This window comes from Natrononativus sp. DTA114, assembly GCF_059736515.1.
On the sequence record NZ_JCASSN010000003.1, the window covers coordinates 579,555 to 594,795 of the forward strand.

At 65.2% G+C, this 15,241-nt stretch carries 20 protein-coding genes and 1 tRNA gene; 12 read left to right on the top strand and 9 right to left on the bottom strand.

Features of this window, described 5'->3' with window-relative positions; all coding sequences use genetic code 11:
* Nucleotides 1-68 precede the first annotated feature (68 nt).
* Nucleotides 69-563 carry a ferritin-like domain-containing protein gene (locus AC6I6S_RS13055; RefSeq protein WP_497950679.1) on the top strand — a complete coding sequence of 165 codons (495 nt, stop codon included), beginning with the start codon at nt 69-71 and terminating at the stop codon, nt 561-563.
* 67 nt (nt 564-630) lie between these two features.
* Nucleotides 631-1,065: a metal-dependent transcriptional regulator gene (locus AC6I6S_RS13060; RefSeq protein WP_497950681.1), complete on the top strand. Its 435-nt coding sequence runs from the start codon at nt 631-633 to the stop codon at nt 1,063-1,065.
* 273 nt (nt 1,066-1,338) lie between these two features.
* Here AC6I6S_RS13060 and AC6I6S_RS13065 read toward each other — a convergent pair whose 3' ends face one another.
* Complete coding sequence (locus AC6I6S_RS13065) at nt 1,339-1,656, bottom strand: hypothetical protein (RefSeq protein WP_497950683.1); 318 nt, start codon at nt 1,654-1,656, stop codon at nt 1,339-1,341.
* 267 nt (nt 1,657-1,923) lie between these two features.
* Here AC6I6S_RS13065 and AC6I6S_RS13070 point away from each other — a divergent pair.
* A tRNA-Gln gene (locus AC6I6S_RS13070) sits at nt 1,924-1,996 on the top strand.
* Nucleotides 1,997-2,177: 181 nt separating this feature from the next.
* On the opposite strand, the gene AC6I6S_RS13075 is transcribed toward AC6I6S_RS13070, so the two are convergent.
* Nucleotides 2,178-2,696 carry a GNAT family N-acetyltransferase gene (locus AC6I6S_RS13075; protein WP_497950685.1) on the bottom strand — a complete coding sequence of 173 codons (519 nt, stop codon included), beginning with the start codon at nt 2,694-2,696 and terminating at the stop codon, nt 2,178-2,180.
* A 169-nt stretch (nt 2,697-2,865) separates the two neighbouring features.
* On the opposite strand from AC6I6S_RS13075, the gene AC6I6S_RS13080 reads away from it, so the two are divergent.
* Together AC6I6S_RS13080 and AC6I6S_RS13085 are read left to right on the top strand one after the other, a co-directional pair.
* The gene (locus AC6I6S_RS13080; RefSeq protein WP_497950687.1) at nt 2,866-3,942 is read left to right on the top strand and encodes a DUF2891 domain-containing protein; all 1,077 of its coding nucleotides are present in this window, start codon (nt 2,866-2,868) and stop codon (nt 3,940-3,942) included.
* A gap of 196 nt (nt 3,943-4,138) precedes the next feature.
* Nucleotides 4,139-4,549: a DUF7528 family protein gene (locus AC6I6S_RS13085; RefSeq protein ID WP_497951481.1), complete on the top strand. Its 411-nt coding sequence runs from the start codon at nt 4,139-4,141 to the stop codon at nt 4,547-4,549.
* Here the strand turns inward: AC6I6S_RS13085 and AC6I6S_RS13090 are convergent.
* Together AC6I6S_RS13090 and AC6I6S_RS13095 are read right to left on the bottom strand one after the other, a co-directional pair.
* The gene (locus tag AC6I6S_RS13090) at nt 4,542-5,573 is read right to left on the bottom strand and encodes a PhoU domain-containing protein (RefSeq protein ID WP_497950688.1); all 1,032 of its coding nucleotides are present in this window, start codon (nt 5,571-5,573) and stop codon (nt 4,542-4,544) included. The two genes, AC6I6S_RS13085 and AC6I6S_RS13090, sit on opposite strands and share 8 nt — an antisense overlap.
* A gap of 455 nt (nt 5,574-6,028) precedes the next feature.
* Nucleotides 6,029-7,096 carry an ATP-NAD kinase family protein gene (locus AC6I6S_RS13095; RefSeq protein ID WP_497950689.1) on the bottom strand — a complete coding sequence of 356 codons (1,068 nt, stop codon included), beginning with the start codon at nt 7,094-7,096 and terminating at the stop codon, nt 6,029-6,031.
* A 116-nt stretch (nt 7,097-7,212) separates the two neighbouring features.
* Between AC6I6S_RS13095 and AC6I6S_RS13100 the strand changes: the two genes are divergently transcribed.
* Nucleotides 7,213-7,338 carry a hypothetical protein gene (locus AC6I6S_RS13100; RefSeq protein WP_497950690.1) on the top strand — a complete coding sequence of 42 codons (126 nt, stop codon included), beginning with the start codon at nt 7,213-7,215 and terminating at the stop codon, nt 7,336-7,338.
* A 13-nt stretch (nt 7,339-7,351) separates the two neighbouring features.
* Here the strand turns inward: AC6I6S_RS13100 and AC6I6S_RS13105 are convergent, their stop codons facing one another.
* On the bottom strand, nt 7,352-8,041 hold the full coding sequence (locus tag AC6I6S_RS13105) for a competence/damage-inducible protein A (protein WP_497950692.1): 690 nt from the start codon (nt 8,039-8,041) through the stop codon (nt 7,352-7,354).
* 125 nt (nt 8,042-8,166) lie between these two features.
* Here AC6I6S_RS13105 and AC6I6S_RS13110 point away from each other — a divergent pair, with 125 nt between their 5' ends.
* The 4 genes from AC6I6S_RS13110 to queC all read left to right on the top strand — a co-directional run bounded on the left by AC6I6S_RS13110 (nt 8,167) and on the right by queC (nt 10,619).
* Nucleotides 8,167-8,520, top strand: coding sequence for a winged helix-turn-helix domain-containing protein (locus AC6I6S_RS13110; protein WP_497950693.1), 354 nt, complete (start codon nt 8,167-8,169; stop codon nt 8,518-8,520).
* 86 nt (nt 8,521-8,606) lie between these two features.
* Nucleotides 8,607-9,077 carry a 6-pyruvoyl trahydropterin synthase family protein gene (locus AC6I6S_RS13115; RefSeq protein ID WP_497950694.1) on the top strand — a complete coding sequence of 157 codons (471 nt, stop codon included), beginning with the start codon at nt 8,607-8,609 and terminating at the stop codon, nt 9,075-9,077.
* Nucleotides 9,078-9,881, top strand: coding sequence for a 7-carboxy-7-deazaguanine synthase QueE (locus tag AC6I6S_RS13120; RefSeq protein WP_497950695.1), 804 nt, complete (start codon nt 9,078-9,080; stop codon nt 9,879-9,881).
* Nucleotides 9,882-9,890: 9 nt separating this feature from the next.
* Nucleotides 9,891-10,619, top strand: a complete 729-nt coding sequence (gene queC / locus AC6I6S_RS13125; protein ID WP_497950697.1) for a 7-cyano-7-deazaguanine synthase QueC — start codon at nt 9,891-9,893, stop codon at nt 10,617-10,619.
* 58 nt (nt 10,620-10,677) lie between these two features.
* Here the strand turns inward: queC and AC6I6S_RS13130 are convergent, their stop codons facing one another.
* A complete protein-coding gene (locus tag AC6I6S_RS13130; protein ID WP_497950698.1) occupies nt 10,678-11,208 on the bottom strand; it encodes a hypothetical protein in 531 nt (176 codons plus the stop codon).
* An 87-nt stretch (nt 11,209-11,295) separates the two neighbouring features.
* On the bottom strand, nt 11,296-12,219 hold the full coding sequence (locus AC6I6S_RS13135; protein WP_497950699.1) for a DMT family transporter: 924 nt from the start codon (nt 12,217-12,219) through the stop codon (nt 11,296-11,298).
* A gap of 120 nt (nt 12,220-12,339) precedes the next feature.
* On the opposite strand from AC6I6S_RS13135, the gene AC6I6S_RS13140 reads away from it, so the two are divergent.
* Nucleotides 12,340-13,206 (top strand): EamA family transporter, encoded by an 867-nt coding sequence (locus tag AC6I6S_RS13140; RefSeq protein ID WP_497950701.1) that lies wholly within the window; start codon nt 12,340-12,342, stop codon nt 13,204-13,206.
* Between the two features lie 7 nt (nt 13,207-13,213).
* On the opposite strand, the gene AC6I6S_RS13145 is transcribed toward AC6I6S_RS13140, so the two are convergent.
* Together AC6I6S_RS13145 and AC6I6S_RS13150 are read right to left on the bottom strand one after the other, a co-directional pair.
* A complete protein-coding gene (locus AC6I6S_RS13145; RefSeq protein ID WP_497950702.1) occupies nt 13,214-13,786 on the bottom strand; it encodes an FAD-dependent oxidoreductase in 573 nt (190 codons plus the stop codon).
* 44 nt (nt 13,787-13,830) lie between these two features.
* Nucleotides 13,831-14,322, bottom strand: a complete 492-nt coding sequence (locus AC6I6S_RS13150) for an SRPBCC family protein (protein WP_497950704.1) — start codon at nt 14,320-14,322, stop codon at nt 13,831-13,833.
* A gap of 105 nt (nt 14,323-14,427) precedes the next feature.
* Between AC6I6S_RS13150 and AC6I6S_RS13155 the strand changes: the two genes are divergently transcribed.
* Nucleotides 14,428-15,213, top strand: coding sequence for an enoyl-CoA hydratase-related protein (locus tag AC6I6S_RS13155; protein ID WP_497950705.1), 786 nt, complete (start codon nt 14,428-14,430; stop codon nt 15,211-15,213).
* Nucleotides 15,214-15,241: the final 28 nt, after the last annotated feature.

The window sequence follows — 15,241 nt, forward strand, 5'->3', positions numbered from 1 at the left end:
TCGTCGACCGACCGAGGGCTGCTGCGAGAGTAGGAAGCGTTACGTATCACCGGCCCGGACCGATGGGTATGAGTCTGGGACAGCGCGTCTCGAGCGATCACCAGCTCACCCGACTGCTACAGATCGGGGTGGTGCTCGAGGAGGTCGTCGAATCCCGCGCCGCCCACCACCTCGAGTCGCTGCCCGCGGAAGAACGGGACGCGATCGACGAGGAGGTCCGAGAGCTGCTCGCGGAGGCGGCCGAAGAGTCCGCCGAACACCGCGAGCGCCTCGAGGCGCTGATCGCCGACCTCGACGCCGACACCGTTGCCTACGAGGAGATCAACGCCCTGGTCGACGCCCGGTATGGACCCCCTGAAGACACCGACGGCGTTCTCTACGACCAGCTGTGTAACGAGGAGACGGCCTACAAGTTCTACGACGACCTGATTGAGGCGATCGAGGCCTCCGACGGCGAGTTCGCCGTCGACAGGGGGCGAGTGCTCGAGACGCTGTACGAGATCCGCGAAGAGGAAAAGGAAGGCGTCGAGGACGTCACCGACATCATGGAGCGACGGGCATGATCGGTACGGCGTCAGTTGCGGGCGGCGGGTTCCGACGGACGAACACACGGACTGACGAGGGCCACACATGAATACGGCAGATCAGTACCTGAAGGCGGTCTATCTCGCACAGCGAATCGAGGACGGGCCGGCCTCGACGGGCACCCTCGCGGAGATGCTCGAGGTGAGCCCGGCCAGCGTCAACGAGATGATCGGCAAGCTCGAGTCCCGCGGATTAGTCGAACACGAGAAGTACAAAGGGGCGCAGCTGACCGACGACGGGCTGACCCGCGCTCACGACGCCCTGCAGACGTACTGCATCATCGAGCGCTTCCTTGCGAACGTCCTCGAGGTCGAGGAGTTCCGCGAGGAGGCCCGCGCACTCGAGAGCGTGATCGACGACACCGTCGCGGAGCGACTGGATACGATCATCGACCGACGGAGCGAGTGTCCGGACTGCTTCGACGCCGAGGCGGACTGCTGTGAATACCTCGAACTCGAGGCGGGGAGTCAGGCGGATTGATCGGGGGCGAGGAGGTCGTCGTAGCTCGCCCGTTCGACCAAATACGATCCACAGTGCGTACACGATTGTCTGTTTAGATCGAATCGCTCACCACAACTCCCACATTCGTATGGTCCCCCTGGCCGCTCGTCACCGAACAGCCGTCTGACCCGATGCGTAATCGTCATGGTTTCCGTTCTACCCGAATAATCCAGGGATATAGAGTTAGTTATCATCCACATACTCCGCTCTGAGAGAGGGGGGAGCCCGTGAACAAAATGGGTGGCCGTCAGGTTACAGTCGGTCCCGCTGGTTGCGATTAAGCGCCGCCAAAACCGCTTCGCCGGCAACGGTGACCCGTCGGATGCAGCCCTGGATAATCGCTTCGATCCCTTCGTAACCGCTTCCACGGCGAGTTCGCTGGTTCGAACCGACGCGGCGACTCGAGCGTGCGGTCGACGACCGCTTCGAATCGGTCGACTCCCGATTGCGAAGCACGGCGATACCGAGTGAGAGCGAGATGCAGACAACGATCAGCGTGGAGAGATAGTACGCGATGGTGACCGCTCGTGGAACCGAGAGCACCGCGGCGGTGGCACCGCTCGTAAACATGATCCCGCCCGACGTGAGAAGTGCGACAGTGATCGGCGAGGGTCCTGTTTCCGAGGATGTTGACTGCGATCGATACGGGGCGTGCGACATACCGTACACCACAGACTGGACCCTAATGAAAGTCAGTCAGACATATGTCGAGATCCGTCACTCTTGATGGTGAAAGAGTATCCTGCGGGATGTATTGTCTTGCTGTGGCGTCGGTCGCTCGCTCGAGCGGAACAACAACCCATAAGCCACTACACGCACAACCGAGGGGTGTACTGCAGTCCCGTGGTGTAGTGGCCAATCATAGCGGCCTTTGGAGCCGCTGACGGCGGTTCGAATCCGCCCGGGACTACTTCTGCTGCGAACAATCCGTGAGCAGCAGGTATCCCCGGCGGTTCGAACCCAGAGAACGAGCGGGAGCGAGTTCTCGCGGTTCGAATCCGCCATCGACTGCCGTCTCCTCCGGAAGCGGTACGCGTTGTCCGGGTTCCGGCAAGGTATGGCTGAGCGGGCTTTCGACACTCGAGACGGCGTCATCGAACGCGCTTCTCGTAGATCTCGGTCGGATACGCCGTCTCGCCGACCTCGAACGTTCCCGTCCCGACTCGCTCGAATCCGCGGCGTTCGTAGAACCGTTTGCCACGTCGGTTCGCCGAGAGGACGCCGAGTCGGACTCGAGACACCGATCGCGGAAGCCGCGACACTCCCTCCTCGAGAAGCCGGCTTCCGATCCCCTGGTGCCAGTGGTCGGGGTGGACGTACAGGGATTTGAGATACGCGTCGCCGTCGACGTGCTCCGGGAGACGATCTCCCCACAGCAGTTGCTCGAATCCGACGAGGCGCTCGTCGTGGACGGAGACGAGGTAGCAGACGGCGTCGTCGGCTGCGGTTTCTCTGAGCCACGTCCGGATGTCGTCAACTCGAGACGGCTGTTCGACCAGGTCGAGAAGCGCGTGCTCCTCGAGGACGTCGGCGTAGGCGGCGCGACAGGAGGCCGCGGAGATCCGGTGGATCTCGCTGGCATCAGCCGGTTTCGCGTGGCGAACGGGCATGTGCCGTTTTAGATGGGGTCTGAGCATAGTTCTGTTGACGGGTTCAGGACCGTCACCCCCCTCGACCGAAACTCGCCGCGTTGCGAACGGGCTTCGAGAGAACGCGGCGTCCGCGAGTCGGACGCACCACCGGCGACTACATATGAGCCCGCCGAAAACACCCGCCCGAATGAACTCACTCGAGGCGGCAGATACCGACGCGATCCTGTCGGGACGGAGCGACTGGATCGGTCCGGACGTCGCAGAGCGGCTCTCACGTCACCCGCTGGAGGCGGTCGATACCGAGTTTCCACACCACGTGGGGGCGGTCGACGGCCCGGGCGGCGTCGACCGACCGAGAGAGACCCATCCGGTGTTTTACGGCTGTTACGACTGGCACTCCGCGGTCCATAGCCACTGGGCGCTCGTTCGCCTGCTTCGGCTGTTCGACGACCACCCGGCGGAGTCGGACATCGTCGCGAGTATCGACGCCCGCCTGACGTCCGAGAACGTCGACCGTGAGGTCGCGTACTTCGAGGCGAACCGGTTCTTCGAGAAACCGTACGGCTGGGCGTGGCTCTTGCACCTCGCGGCGGAACTCTCCCGCTGGGATGACGGGCGAGCAACGGAGTGGGGAGCGGCTCTCGAGCCGTTAGAGCGGACGATCGTCTCCCTCGTCGAATCCGAGATCCTGTCCCAGGACCGGCCGTTCAGGGTCGGCACTCACCACAACTCGGCGTTCGCCTTGCACTGTTTCCTGGACTACGCGAGGTCGACCGGGAATCGGTCGCTCGCGTCAGAAGTGACGGCGACGGCGCTCGAGTGGTTCGCGGACGACCGCGAGTACCCCGTCGAGTACGAACCTCTCGGGTGGGATTTTCTCTCGCCGTCGCTCACCGAAGCCGATCTAATGCGCCGCGTCTCTGGCCGAACGACGTTCGGGGCGTGGGTAGATCGGTTCCTGCCCGACGTCACCGCCTCGCCGTACGAAACCGTCCTCGAGCCGGTTTCCGTCGACGCAGACCCGGGCGAGGGGGTCGCCCTACACTTCGTCGGGTTGAACGTCGCGAAGGCGTGGTGTCTGGCCGGTGTCGCGGACGCCCTCGAGGGCCACCGGTACGCGCCCGCGTTCGAACGGAGCGCGGCGAGACACGCCGAACGCGGAGTCGAGCAGGCGTTCACCGAGAACTACGCCGGGTCGCACTGGCTCTCCTCGTTCGTCCTCTATCTCCTCACGAGAAACGAGGGCGGGATCGCGCCCGCGTAACCGCCGGGCGGGATCGGACCGGTGGACCGTCGGTGATCGAACGAAGAAGGGCGATGGCCCGTTCGCGGAAGTCCACGAGCTCCTCGAGCGGTCTCCTCCGATACCGTTTTGCGTCCGGCGGTGAAATGAGGGGGTATGACGTGGAGTGACTCCGCTCCGGATCGAGTTCTTCTCGAGCAGTGACGACTCGGTAACGATCGAAACCGACGGCGACGGCACGTTTTCTGTAACAGTCGGCGAAACGACTCGCCAACTCTCCCACGGCGACGCGCGGGCGCTCAGAGAGGCGATCGACGACGCGCTGACCCACCGCCGGGAGTTCGTGCATACCGCCTGTACACGCCGCGAAGATGGCTCGTACGTCGTCTCGAGGCGTAGCGCCGACTCGTCGGGGAACGCGAAGGTGTTCGACTCCGTTACCGAGGTTCGGCGACTGTTCGACCGACTTCCCGACCGGTTCGGCGCTGAGGACGTGGGTCGAACCGGAATCACCGGCTCGAGACGCCATCTGCTCGTCAGATACTTCGCAGAGCATCCGGACGTGCCCTGTCGGATCGTCCGTCGAAGCCCGTTGACCGCGGAGAAGGACGTTGAATCGATCAGTTGATCGTTGTGTGTTCGGACTCCTCGTTCAGTGCGAGGTTGGCCGCAATCTCTGCGTTCCGCATGGCGTACTGGGCGGTCTGCTGGAGGCTCACGAGCACCTCCCGGACCTGGAGCAGCTCGTCGTTCTGCATCTCCGGCAGCGAGGTGAGGATCTCGCGTTCGCGATCGGAGATGCCGTGGAAGCGCTCTCTGACTTGGATCGTCTTGTCGTAGTCGCGCTCGACGGCCGACTCGACGGCGAGGGCGGTGATCGCGTCGACCTCCTCGGTCAGCTCGCGAATTTCACGGATCACCGAGTTGTCGACGTCGAGCGTGTGGCCGTTGCTCTCCATGACGATGTCGGCGATATCCTCGGCGTTGTCCGCCGTTAGCTCGAGGTTCTTCGCGATCGACCGGTAGCCGATCAGCGGGAAGCCGTCCTCGAGGCCGACCGCCCGCGCCAGGTTCGGGTTCTGGTAGGCGGTGAAGATCAGCCGCAAGAGGAGCACGAAGATCTTGTTCGCCTGGCGCTCCCGGTTCAGCGCGCGCTGAGCGAGGTCGGGGTTACCATGGGCGAGCGCCTTGATCGCCTCTCCGCGCATCGTTCGGCCGGTTCGCTCGAGGCGCTCCAGGAGGTTGTCCAGGGTGAAGTCCTCCGGATCGACCGAACACCGAATCGAGATGCTCTCGGGGGTCTCCTCGATGACGCCGAGGCCCATGAGCTGGGTTTCGGCCTTGTAGACGGCGTTGATGTGATCCGACTCGAGGGCGCCGTCGGAGCGTTCGATGCGGATGACTCGCCGCCCGAGGACGTACTGGGCGACGATCGCTCGTTCGACGGCCGTCGCATCTAGATTGTCCGCACGAATAATCGCCTCCGTCTCTTCAGAGCTGGCGGATTCCGAGAGTACGGTCAGGGTCCCCTTGCCGCCCACCCGGAGCGAGACCTCGTCACCTTTCTCGACACCGTGCTTCGAAGTCCACTCCGCAGGAAGTGTCATCGCCAGCGTCGAGGGACCGAGTCGCTGTACTTTCCGCGTTTCCATGACGGTGCGTACGCATCAGTAGATCTTAATCCTGGTCATATGCTCATTATATGCTCTGTAAGATGATTATACAACGACCGCTTCACGCCCGTCGGGTTCGATCCGATCAGTGGCACGTGGTACCGCAACCGACGGGCGGACGGTCAAAACGGAAGCAGGGGAGTGTGTCGCGGGATGGTTGTATGCCGATTCGTTGCCACGGGATAGCGCCGGAACGGGAGACGCGGGGGGAGGGACGGTCTGTCTGGGGAGAGAGATGCCGTCGTGCGTCGTGTGTTCCGGGCCAACTCCCGTTATTCATCAGTATCGGTGTGTTTACAATCAGCGTACGTGTTCATCTGTACAGCTCTTAACACCCGTACCGTAAGAGTCTGTAAATCTGTACAACCGTCCGCCTCGAGGCCCACACTGTCGATACTACAACCCAGGGGACGGAGCCGCCTCCGTTCCGGGCACTACAGCACCTTGATCAGGCGGGTCGTAAATCGCCCCGTTCGCACTTGCATCCACCCTCGTAGCTCCTCGTCGAGATCCGCATCGTCGGTATCCACCCGCAGCGTTCCGATTCCGTCGAGCTTCTCGCCCGAAGCGACGACCTCGATGTCGCTCGCCCGCTCGATAACCGCGGGCGAAATCTGGTGGTTCCCGCGGCCGAAAATGAACCCCTGACCGCCGATCGGCGAGACGACGATCACTGCCGGCTCCGCGATCGCCTCGAGGATTTCGTCCTCGGTTCCGTCGCGGACCAGCACCTCGTCGTCGTGCCAGACGTCGACGCCCAGCGGCGAGCCGTCGATGCCGAGTTCGGCTTCGATCGCGCCGACCGTGCTTCCCGGACCGAACACGTAGGTCGTTTCCGGGTCGACCCCGCGGGCGAAGCCGGCGGCGAGCGTGTCGACGCTGCCGCTCGAGAGCTGCTTGCTCGACTGGATCTCCTGAGCGACGGGAACGGGGACGACGGCTCTGAGTTCCGCCCGGACCTCGCCCTCGCGGTAGGCGTCCTCGTCGATGTCGTTGACCTCCCGTCGCTCGGTCCGGCCGAAATCGGCGGCGATCCGGCCGGCGTCAGCCGGCGTCACGCCGAACACCGAGGAGTAGATCTTGACGCCAGCGGGAACGCCGAGCATCGGCGTCTCACCGTCCTCGAGCACCTCGGCGACGTCGACGGCGGTGCCGTCGCCGCCGACGAAGAGGACGAGATCGACGCCGTGCTCGAGCAACGCACGGACCGTCTCGCGGGTGTCGGTCGCGTCCGTCTCCGCCGTCTCCGGCTCGTAGACGATCTCCGGATCGTATCCCGCGGCCCGTACCGCGGCTTCTCCCATGGGATCGGCGGCGGTGTACACTGTCACGTCCTCGCCCGCACGGCGCGCGAATGCGGTCATGGCCTCTTCCGCCCGGCCGGGGGCACGCGGTTCGCCGCCGCGACGACGCGCCTCCTCGAGTTTCCCGTCGGTTCCCTTGAGGCCGACACGGCCACCCATCCCGGCGATGGGGTTGACGACGACGCCGAGTGTCTCCATGGCCTCCCGTTGGCGGGCCGAGCAAAAAGCAATATGGCTTCCGCGCCAACCCGGTATGGCTTCCGCGCCAACCCGGTTTCTGAAACGTTAAGAGGGCCGGCAACAGATCGGCGAACATGAACGAACTTCCGTCCGTGATCCTCGAGACCGATCCCGCGCTACCGATGGAACTCGTCGGCTGGGGCGTCCTGGTCGTGAGCCTCGTGATTACCGTCGTCTGGCTGCTGTACCTCTACCGGTAGTCCGACGCGGCGCTCATTCTGTCGTCTCGACCCGCTCGCGCAGCCACGCCGCCGCCTCGGTCGTCGTCGCCTCGTCCGTGCTCTCGACTGAGATTCGGACCGACTCGCCGGGATAGCTCCCGACGGAGACGTCGAAGACTTCCTGAACCCGCTCGAGGCGGTCGAGGAGCGCACTCTCGGGCTCGTCGGCGATCACGGTCTCCCGGTAGCGCCGGGTCCCGGAAAACTCCTCGGCGACGGCCTCGAACATCGCTTTCATCTCGGCGGGGACCCCGGGAAGGACGTAGATCCCCTCGAGAACGGCCCCCGGCGCGACGCCGACTGTGTTGTGCAAGGGCCGTGCTCCCCGCGGGAGGTCGGCCGTCCCCTGCGTGAGATCCTCGCGGGCGTACCCACCCGCGTCGGTGAGCCACTCGAGCGCCTCGTCGTGTTCCTCGAGCGGTTTTCCGACGGCGGCGCCGACGGCGTCCATCGTCAGGTCGTCGTGGGTCGGTCCCAGTCCGCCGGTGACGAGCACCGCGTCGTACGCCGCGCGGTACTCGTTGACGACTTGAGCGATGTCGCCGACTCGGTCGGGAACCGTCGTTACGCGTTCGACGGAGACGCCGCGGTCGGCGAGGCGCTCACAGAGCCACGTGGCGTTCGTATTCGTCGTTCGTCCGGCGAGCAACTCGTCTCCGACCGTCACGATCGCGACGTTCATACCCGCCGTTGGCGATGGACGGTCAAATGCGTCCCGCCGCTCGCCGAGCGATCGGTGTCCATATAAATAGACCCTTCTGATAACCACAAGGTTCAATTTTGATAATTGGAAAACAGACTATATCGATGAGATATGGTGGCTGGACTCAGGACGCGGAACCGACGACGCTCCTTTCCGCTCTCGGGAGCAAATACAGCGTGGAGATCCTCTGTGCGGCCGATACCCCCAAATCCGCACAGGCGCTGAGCGAAGACATCGAAATCCCCATCGCGACCTGCTATCGGCGTATCGAGGAACTCGTCGACGCGGGGTTGCTCGAGTGTGAGGGACGGAAACTCTCCGAGGAGGGTCGGCGGACCAACATCTACCGGCGCACCCTCGACGAACTCGAGGTCGACTTCTCGGACGGCGGTCCCCAGTTCTCGCGCAAGCGCCGAACGGAGGCGAAAAATCGGCTTCAGGACCAGATACAGCGCTGAGACGCCAGTCCGCTCAACCGCGACCTCCCCGGCGCCGTGTCGGCGCGTTCGAGCAGGGTTAAGTATTCCTGTGAGAATACTCGAGTATGCTTGAGAGAACCGGGCCGTCGATCGAGTCGGGACCGACCGTCGGCGAAACCGACGCCGCTCGCGTCCTCCACGTCGGTCGCGATCGGCCGCTCAGAATCAGCGCCGGACACCGCCTCTTGCACCACGACGGCAAGTGTGCCCGCCCCCACGGGCACAACTACGAGATCACCGTTACCGTCGTCGGCGATCTGACCGAGGAGGGATGGGTCGTCGACAAAGGAGAGATTTCCGCCGTTCTCGAGGAGTGGGATCACATGTTCCTCCTCGAGGCGGGCGATCCCCTGATCGACGCCTTCGAAGAGACGGGCGACGACGACGCGCTGGTCGTCCTCGATGCGCCGCCGACGGCGGAAGTGATGAGCCTGGTTCTCGAGGAGAAACTCGCGGCGGCGCTCGGCGACAACGTCCGCGAAATCGCCGTCGAGGTCGCCGAAACGAGCGAACTCTGCGGGGGAGGGCTGCTGTAGATGCCCGTCACCGACGCGATCGGCGAGGACCCCTCCGAGGACCGACCGGCGGACGCCCTCCCGATCAACGAACTGTTTTACTCGCTGCAGGGCGAGGGATCTCTCGCCGGCGTCCCCTCCGTCTTCGTCCGCACGAGCGGCTGTAACCTCCGCTGCTGGTTCTGCGATTCGTACCACACCTCCTGGGAGCCGACCCACGCCTGGCTGGGACTCGAGGAGGTCATCGCCGAGATTGAGTCCTACGAACAGGCCGATCACGTCGTGCTCACCGGCGGCGAGCCGTTGTTGCACGACCGTAGCGTCGCCCTCCTCGAGCGCCTTTCTACAGCGGGCTATCACACCACCGTCGAGACCAACGGGACGATCCACCGGGATGCGCCGATCGACCTCGTTTCGATCAGCCCGAAACTCGTCTCGAGCACGCCGACGACCGAACGGTCGCCGGCCAGCGGGAGCGACGCGGGCCAGAGGTCGCCAGCGGTCGACGACTGGACTGAACGCCACGAGCGCGACCGGATCAACCTCGAGGCGCTCGCTGAACTCGTCGAATCCAACGAGTTCCAGCTCAAGTTCGTCGTCACCGACGAGGGGGATCTCGAGGAAATCCTCGCGCTGCTCGCCGGTCTCCGAGACGTCACGTCGGTTCCGATCCCCGACGATCGCGTCCTGTTAATGCCCGAGGGGGCGACCAGGGCGCGACTCGAGAAGTCCCGCGAGCAAGTCGCCGAACTGGCGATGGAACACGGCTTCCGCTACACGCCGCGGCTGCACGTCGACCTGTGGAACGACGCCCCCGAAACCTGAGTATACACCATGAGTGACGATACGAATCCCGACCCTCGACCCGACGAATCGGCCTCGAAACGCGCCGTCGTCCTCCTCTCGGGCGGCATGGACAGCGCCACCGCCGCGTACGAGGCCGCGGCCCGCGGCTACGACCTGTACGCGCTGCACACCTCCTACGGCCAGCGAACCGAGAGCCGAGAGCTCGAGTGTGCCCGCCGACTCGCCGACGAACTCGCGGTCGCCGACTTCCTGGCCCTCGAGACCGACCACCTCTCAAAGGTCGGGGGTTCGAGCCTCACCGACCAGGAACTCGAAGTTGCGGACGCCGATACCGAGAGCGAGGAGATCCCCGACACCTACGTCCCGTTCCGCAACGCCAACCTGCTCGCGATGGCGGTCTCCTACGCCGAGGCGAACGGCTGCGAGGCGGTGTTCATCGGCGCCCACAGCGAGGACTTTTCGGGGTATCCCGACTGTCGGCCCGCCTTCTTCGAGGCGTTCGAGCGGCTGGTCGAGGTCGGGACGAAGCCGGAGACGGAGATCGCGGTCGAAGCGCCGTTCGTCGACTGGTCGAAGACCGACATCGCCCGCCGCGGGGTCGAACTCGAGGTCCCCTTCGACCACACCTGGTCGTGCTACCGAGCGGACGAGCCGGCCTGTGGCACCTGTGACTCGTGTGCGTACAGACTCGAGGCGTTTCAGAACGTGGGCGCTCGAGACCCGATCACCTACGCCGAGCGACCGGAGTACGGATAGCTAACGGGGTAGGACCGGCCACCTCGATCGGAGTTCAATCGACGCTTCTGTGGGCTCTTCAGCCGCCTGCAAACGCGATCTCGACGGCCGCCGCGGCTTCGTCGGGAATCGAGTCGTAACCGATGACGTAGGTCGATCCCGTTTCCGACTCCCAACTCGAGGGGCCGTCCCACGCCGGAACGTCGAGGTCGCGGTCGGACAGTATCCGAACGATCGTTCGATCGTCCGCGAATGCCACTTCGAACGGGAGTCCGCGTGTCGTCGCATCCTGATTGAGCGAAACGCGGGTCTGGAACACGACGAGGTCGTACCCCTTCTCGAGCAGTTCGCGCAGTCCCGACTCCATTCCCGCCCAGAGCTGCTCCCAGGCGAATAGGTCGTCGTCCGCATCGTCGTTCAGGAGCACGTGTGCGTCGAACGGCCGGCGCTCGTCGATCAGCGAGTCGTCAAGCAGTGGGTACGGGGCGTCACGGAGGCTGCCTCGAGAGTCGGGCTCCGGTGGCCCGTCGTCACTGCCCGCACAGCCCGCGAGGACGCTAGTCGAGAGCCCGAGGGCGCTGCACGCGAGAATCCGTCGTCGGGAAATCATTACTGTCGGTATCTCAACCACTACCAAATATTTTATGGTGGCTGACAAGCCGCTCCGCGACGACCACCGCACCGTGGCGTTCGGCGGTCACGCGGGTCCCCCGCCGTCAGTTCGCCGCTCTCGCTCCACGGTCGTCACGTAGATCCCCGCGAGGACGACCAGCCCCCCGATCACCGTGATCGCGTCTGGCACCTCCGCGAGCAACGCGAGCGCGAGAATCGTCGAGCCGACCGGTTCGCCCAGCCAGGCGACGCTGACGACGACCGACTCGAGGTACTCGAGCACCCAGTTCGTGATCGTGTGACCGAGGATGCCGGGGCCGACGGCCATCGCGAGAAAGAGCAGCCACTCGCGCGGTGGGTACTCGAGGTAGCCGTGACCCTGGGCGCCCACGAGCGCGAACAGGGTGATCGCGCAGGCGGTGTAGACGACGGTGACGTAGGGAAACAGCGAGACGCGCTGGCGGATCGATCGCCCGGCGAGGAGATAGGCGGAAACGGTGATCGCGCCGAGCAGGGCGAGGGAGTTGCCGTACAGCGTCGCGTCGGAGATCGGTGCCTCGCCGGCGTCGCCGAAGGACATCGCCGTCGCGCCGACGATCGCGACGAGGATACCCAGAACCGTCATCCGGTTGATCCGCTCTTTGAGCAGGAGTGCGGCGCCGATCGCGACGAAGATCGGCTGGGTCTGGACCAGGGTGACGCTCGCGGCGACGCTCGTGTGATTCAGACTCTCGAACCAGGCCGCGAAGTGGACCGCCAGCGCGACGCCCGCAACGACCGCAAACCCCAGGTCCCGGCGGGAGAGGCGGCCGAACTCGCCGCGATAGCGAAGCAGGGCAACGGGGGCGACCAGCAGCGTGGTAAACAGCACCCGATACAGGGCCGCGACCGAACTGGGCGCGTAGCTCCACCGGACCAGGATCGCGCTGGTGCTCGAGGCGAAGATCGCAACGGCCAGCGCGGCCGCCGGCGTCACCTCGAGGTCGGCTCTCGGGTACACGTCGCTCACATGACGGGGGCGGGCTAAAGCAGTAGCGACTGGCCCGCCGGAACAGGGGCGGGCTAAAGCAGTAGCGACCACCGACCGACTTGCCGGGACGTTTTTGTCATCCCGCCTCGGCCGTAATACATGGACGAGGATACCGTCGGCGTCGCGCTCGTGCTCGTCTCCGCAGCGGGGTTCGGGACGCTCGGGATCCTCGGGGTTCTCGCGGCCGATGCAGGACTCTCGATTCCGACGGTGCTCGCGCTTCGGTTCGGTATCGCGGCGGTGCTGCTCTGGGGAGTCCTCCGGGCTCGCGGTCGGCTCCGACTGCTTCGCGGGCGCTCGCTGCTCGTCGCACTCGGCCTCGGTGGGCTGGGCTACGCCACGATGAGCGGGCTCTACTTTCTCGGCCTCGAGTACATGACGGCGGGACTGGTCGCCATCGTCCTCTACACGTATCCGGCGTTCGTCGTCTGCTTCGTCGTCGCGACTGCGCCTGGCCAGGTGACGAGACGGGTCCTCCTCGCGCTGGGCTTCTCGATCGGCGGCGTCGCCCTCATCACCGGGGCGGACCCCGCAGGCGTCGATCCGCGCGGGGTCCTCATCGTCCTGGGCTCGGCGCTCGCCTACGCCACCTACATCGTCGTGAGCCAGCGCGCGCTCGCGACTGTCGATCCCCTGTCGCTGAGTGTGTTCGTTCTTCCCGCAGCGGCCGTGAGTTTCGTCGCGCTCGGGCTCGTAACGGACTCGTTAGCACCGCCCGCAGGTCCGTCGGCGTGGGGGATCGCTCTCGCCCTCGGCGTGCTCGCGACGGCGATCCCGGTGCTTGCGTTTTTTGCGGGCCTCTCGAGAATCGGCGCGAGCCGTGCGAGCATTCTCAGTACGGTCGAGCCGGCGGTAACGGTCGCACTCGGGGCGATGATCCTCGCAGAGCCGGTGACGGCCATCACGGTCGCTGGCGGGACGCTCGTAGTCTGTGGCGTTATCCTGATCCACCGGGGCGAGGTATGAGGCCGCGCTACTCGGCGTCGTCGGGAGTGTCGAAGTCGTGGAACTTCTCACCCTTCTCCTTGCTCAGAACGTCGAGTGCGGCCGCCGCCCCGTCGCCCGCGGAGATAATCGCCTGCCACTTCTCGGCGCGGGCGGTCGCGCCCACCGCGTAGGCGTCGTCGACGCTGGTTTCCATGTCGATGCTCACGTCGATCGTCCCCTCGTCGGTCGTCTCACAGCCTAACCCCTCGGGGAGGCTACGGTTCGTTCCCGTCGCGAAGACGACGTACTCCGCGTCGTAGGTCTCCGACTCGTCGTCGCTCTCGGTGGTGACGGTGAAGCCGCCGTCCCCGTTCGTCTCGACCCCTGTCACCTGCTCGCCCTGGATTCGCTCGACGCCGAACTCTTCGACCTGCTCGCGGCTATCCTCCAGAAACTGCGAGCCGTCGCGACTCTCGATTCCCAGGTAGTTGAACAGGTGAGCCTTGTGCATCCAGGTCTTGTCGGTGTCGAAGACGGTCGTCTCGAGTCCGTTCTTCGCAGTGAACAGGCCGGCGCTCAGTCCCGCAGGGCCGCCGCCAACGATGATAACGTGTGCCATATGCTGGGTGACAACGACCCGGCGGATAAACGTGTGGCCGACGTTCAGCGGTCGACGGCTCCCTCGAGTAACTCCTTCGTCGTCTGATGGCGGCCGCGGAACATCGGCTCGAAGCCGACCAGGGAGAGTGGATCGAGCGGCCCGAGACCACCGAGGGGCAGTTCGTACTCGATCCGGTCGCGGAGGAGGGTGTCGTCGCCGTCGGCGTAGAAGGTGTGGGTGTGCTCCCACCGGTCGAACGGCCCTCGGATCATCTCGTCGCGGAAGTAGGCGACGCCGTTCTCCCGCTCGCGCTCGACGATCAGCGATGTCCAGTGCTGGCGCGGTCCCACGCCGAACGGCTGTAGCGACATGTCGATCTCCGAGCCGGCCTCGAGCACCCCCGGTTCGGCCTCACCGTCGGGACCGACGACGCGCTCGATGTGGAGTCCCAGCCAGGTAGGTGTCAGCGCTTCGAGTCCCGCGACGGTCGAGTGAAACTCCCAGACGTCCTCGAGGGGCGCGCGGATCGTCGTCTCGCGTTCGTAGGTCGGCATGTCTCCGTGTACGGGAGCGGGCGTCAAAACCTCGGGGCCTACGCCGCGACGATCGCTCGAGGCGAAACCGGCCGCTTTTTCTCACCCTCCGTTGGACGGGCGTGTATGGACACGGATTCCCTCTCCATCGAGACTGACGACGGCGTTGGCCGAATCGTGATGACCCGTGCGGATCGCCACAACGCGATGGATGCGGCGATGGCCGGGGAGCTGGCCGACGCCCTCGAGTCGCTGTCCGCCGACGACGACGTGCGCTGTCTCCTCCTCACCGGTACCGGGACGACGTTCAACACCGGTGCGGACCTCTCGACGCTCGAGGGCGATGCGAGCGACGCCGACGGGATCGAAGCGATCGCAACGCCGCTCCACAGGGCCGTCAGGACGATCATGGAGGCACCTAAACCGGTCGTTACCGGCATCAACGGCGTCGTCGCCGGGGGCGGACTGGGACTCGCGCTCGCGGGTGACATCGTGGTGATCTCCGAGAAGGCTCGTCTCGAGTACGCCTACCCGAAGATCGGTCTGTCGGGTGACGGTGGCGCGACCTGGTTCCTGCCGCGGCTACTCGGCTACCGCCAGGCCCAGCGGTTCGCCCTCCTCGACGAACCGATCAGTCCCGAAGAAGCCGTCGAGCGGGGGCTGGTGACGGAGGTCGCACCGGCAGACGAGTTCGAGGATCGGCTCGCGGAAGTCGTGAACCGACTCGCCGACGGACCCACTCTCGCGTACGCGGAGATAAAATCGCTGCTCCGGGAGTCGACGACGGCGGAACTCGACGACCACCTCGAGACGGAGAAAGCGCGGATCACGAGCCTGGCCGAGACGGACGACTACGCGGCGGGAATCGAGAGCTTCTTCGAGAAGGGGCGCGCCGAGTTCGAGGGGCGGTGAACGCCGGCCCACCGCGCTCGAGACGGCG

Bases quoted from the DNA above. Each gene is read 5' to 3' on its own strand.
- AC6I6S_RS13055 (WP_497950679.1), top strand. From the start codon at position 69: ATGAGTCTGGGACAGCGCGTCTCGAGCGATCACCAGCTCACCCGACTG.
- AC6I6S_RS13060 (WP_497950681.1), top strand. From the start codon at position 631: ATGAATACGGCAGATCAGTACCTGAAGGCGGTCTATCTCGCACAGCGA.
- AC6I6S_RS13065 (WP_497950683.1), bottom strand. From the start codon at position 1,656: ATGTTTACGAGCGGTGCCACCGCCGCGGTGCTCTCGGTTCCACGAGCG.
- AC6I6S_RS13075 (WP_497950685.1), bottom strand. From the start codon at position 2,696: ATGCCCGTTCGCCACGCGAAACCGGCTGATGCCAGCGAGATCCACCGG.
- AC6I6S_RS13080 (WP_497950687.1), top strand. From the start codon at position 2,866: ATGAACTCACTCGAGGCGGCAGATACCGACGCGATCCTGTCGGGACGG.
- AC6I6S_RS13090 (WP_497950688.1), bottom strand. From the start codon at position 5,573: ATGGAAACGCGGAAAGTACAGCGACTCGGTCCCTCGACGCTGGCGATG.
- AC6I6S_RS13095 (WP_497950689.1), bottom strand. From the start codon at position 7,096: ATGGAGACACTCGGCGTCGTCGTCAACCCCATCGCCGGGATGGGTGGC.
- AC6I6S_RS13100 (WP_497950690.1), top strand. From the start codon at position 7,213: ATGAACGAACTTCCGTCCGTGATCCTCGAGACCGATCCCGCGCTACCG.
- AC6I6S_RS13105 (WP_497950692.1), bottom strand. From the start codon at position 8,041: ATGAACGTCGCGATCGTGACGGTCGGAGACGAGTTGCTCGCCGGACGA.
- AC6I6S_RS13110 (WP_497950693.1), top strand. From the start codon at position 8,167: ATGAGATATGGTGGCTGGACTCAGGACGCGGAACCGACGACGCTCCTT.
- AC6I6S_RS13115 (WP_497950694.1), top strand. From the start codon at position 8,607: ATGCTTGAGAGAACCGGGCCGTCGATCGAGTCGGGACCGACCGTCGGC.
- AC6I6S_RS13120 (WP_497950695.1), top strand. From the start codon at position 9,078: ATGCCCGTCACCGACGCGATCGGCGAGGACCCCTCCGAGGACCGACCG.
- queC (WP_497950697.1), top strand. From the start codon at position 9,891: ATGAGTGACGATACGAATCCCGACCCTCGACCCGACGAATCGGCCTCG.
- AC6I6S_RS13130 (WP_497950698.1), bottom strand. From the start codon at position 11,208: ATGATTTCCCGACGACGGATTCTCGCGTGCAGCGCCCTCGGGCTCTCG.
- AC6I6S_RS13140 (WP_497950701.1), top strand. From the start codon at position 12,340: ATGGACGAGGATACCGTCGGCGTCGCGCTCGTGCTCGTCTCCGCAGCG.
- AC6I6S_RS13145 (WP_497950702.1), bottom strand. From the start codon at position 13,786: ATGGCACACGTTATCATCGTTGGCGGCGGCCCTGCGGGACTGAGCGCC.
- AC6I6S_RS13150 (WP_497950704.1), bottom strand. From the start codon at position 14,322: ATGCCGACCTACGAACGCGAGACGACGATCCGCGCGCCCCTCGAGGAC.
- AC6I6S_RS13155 (WP_497950705.1), top strand. From the start codon at position 14,428: ATGGACACGGATTCCCTCTCCATCGAGACTGACGACGGCGTTGGCCGA.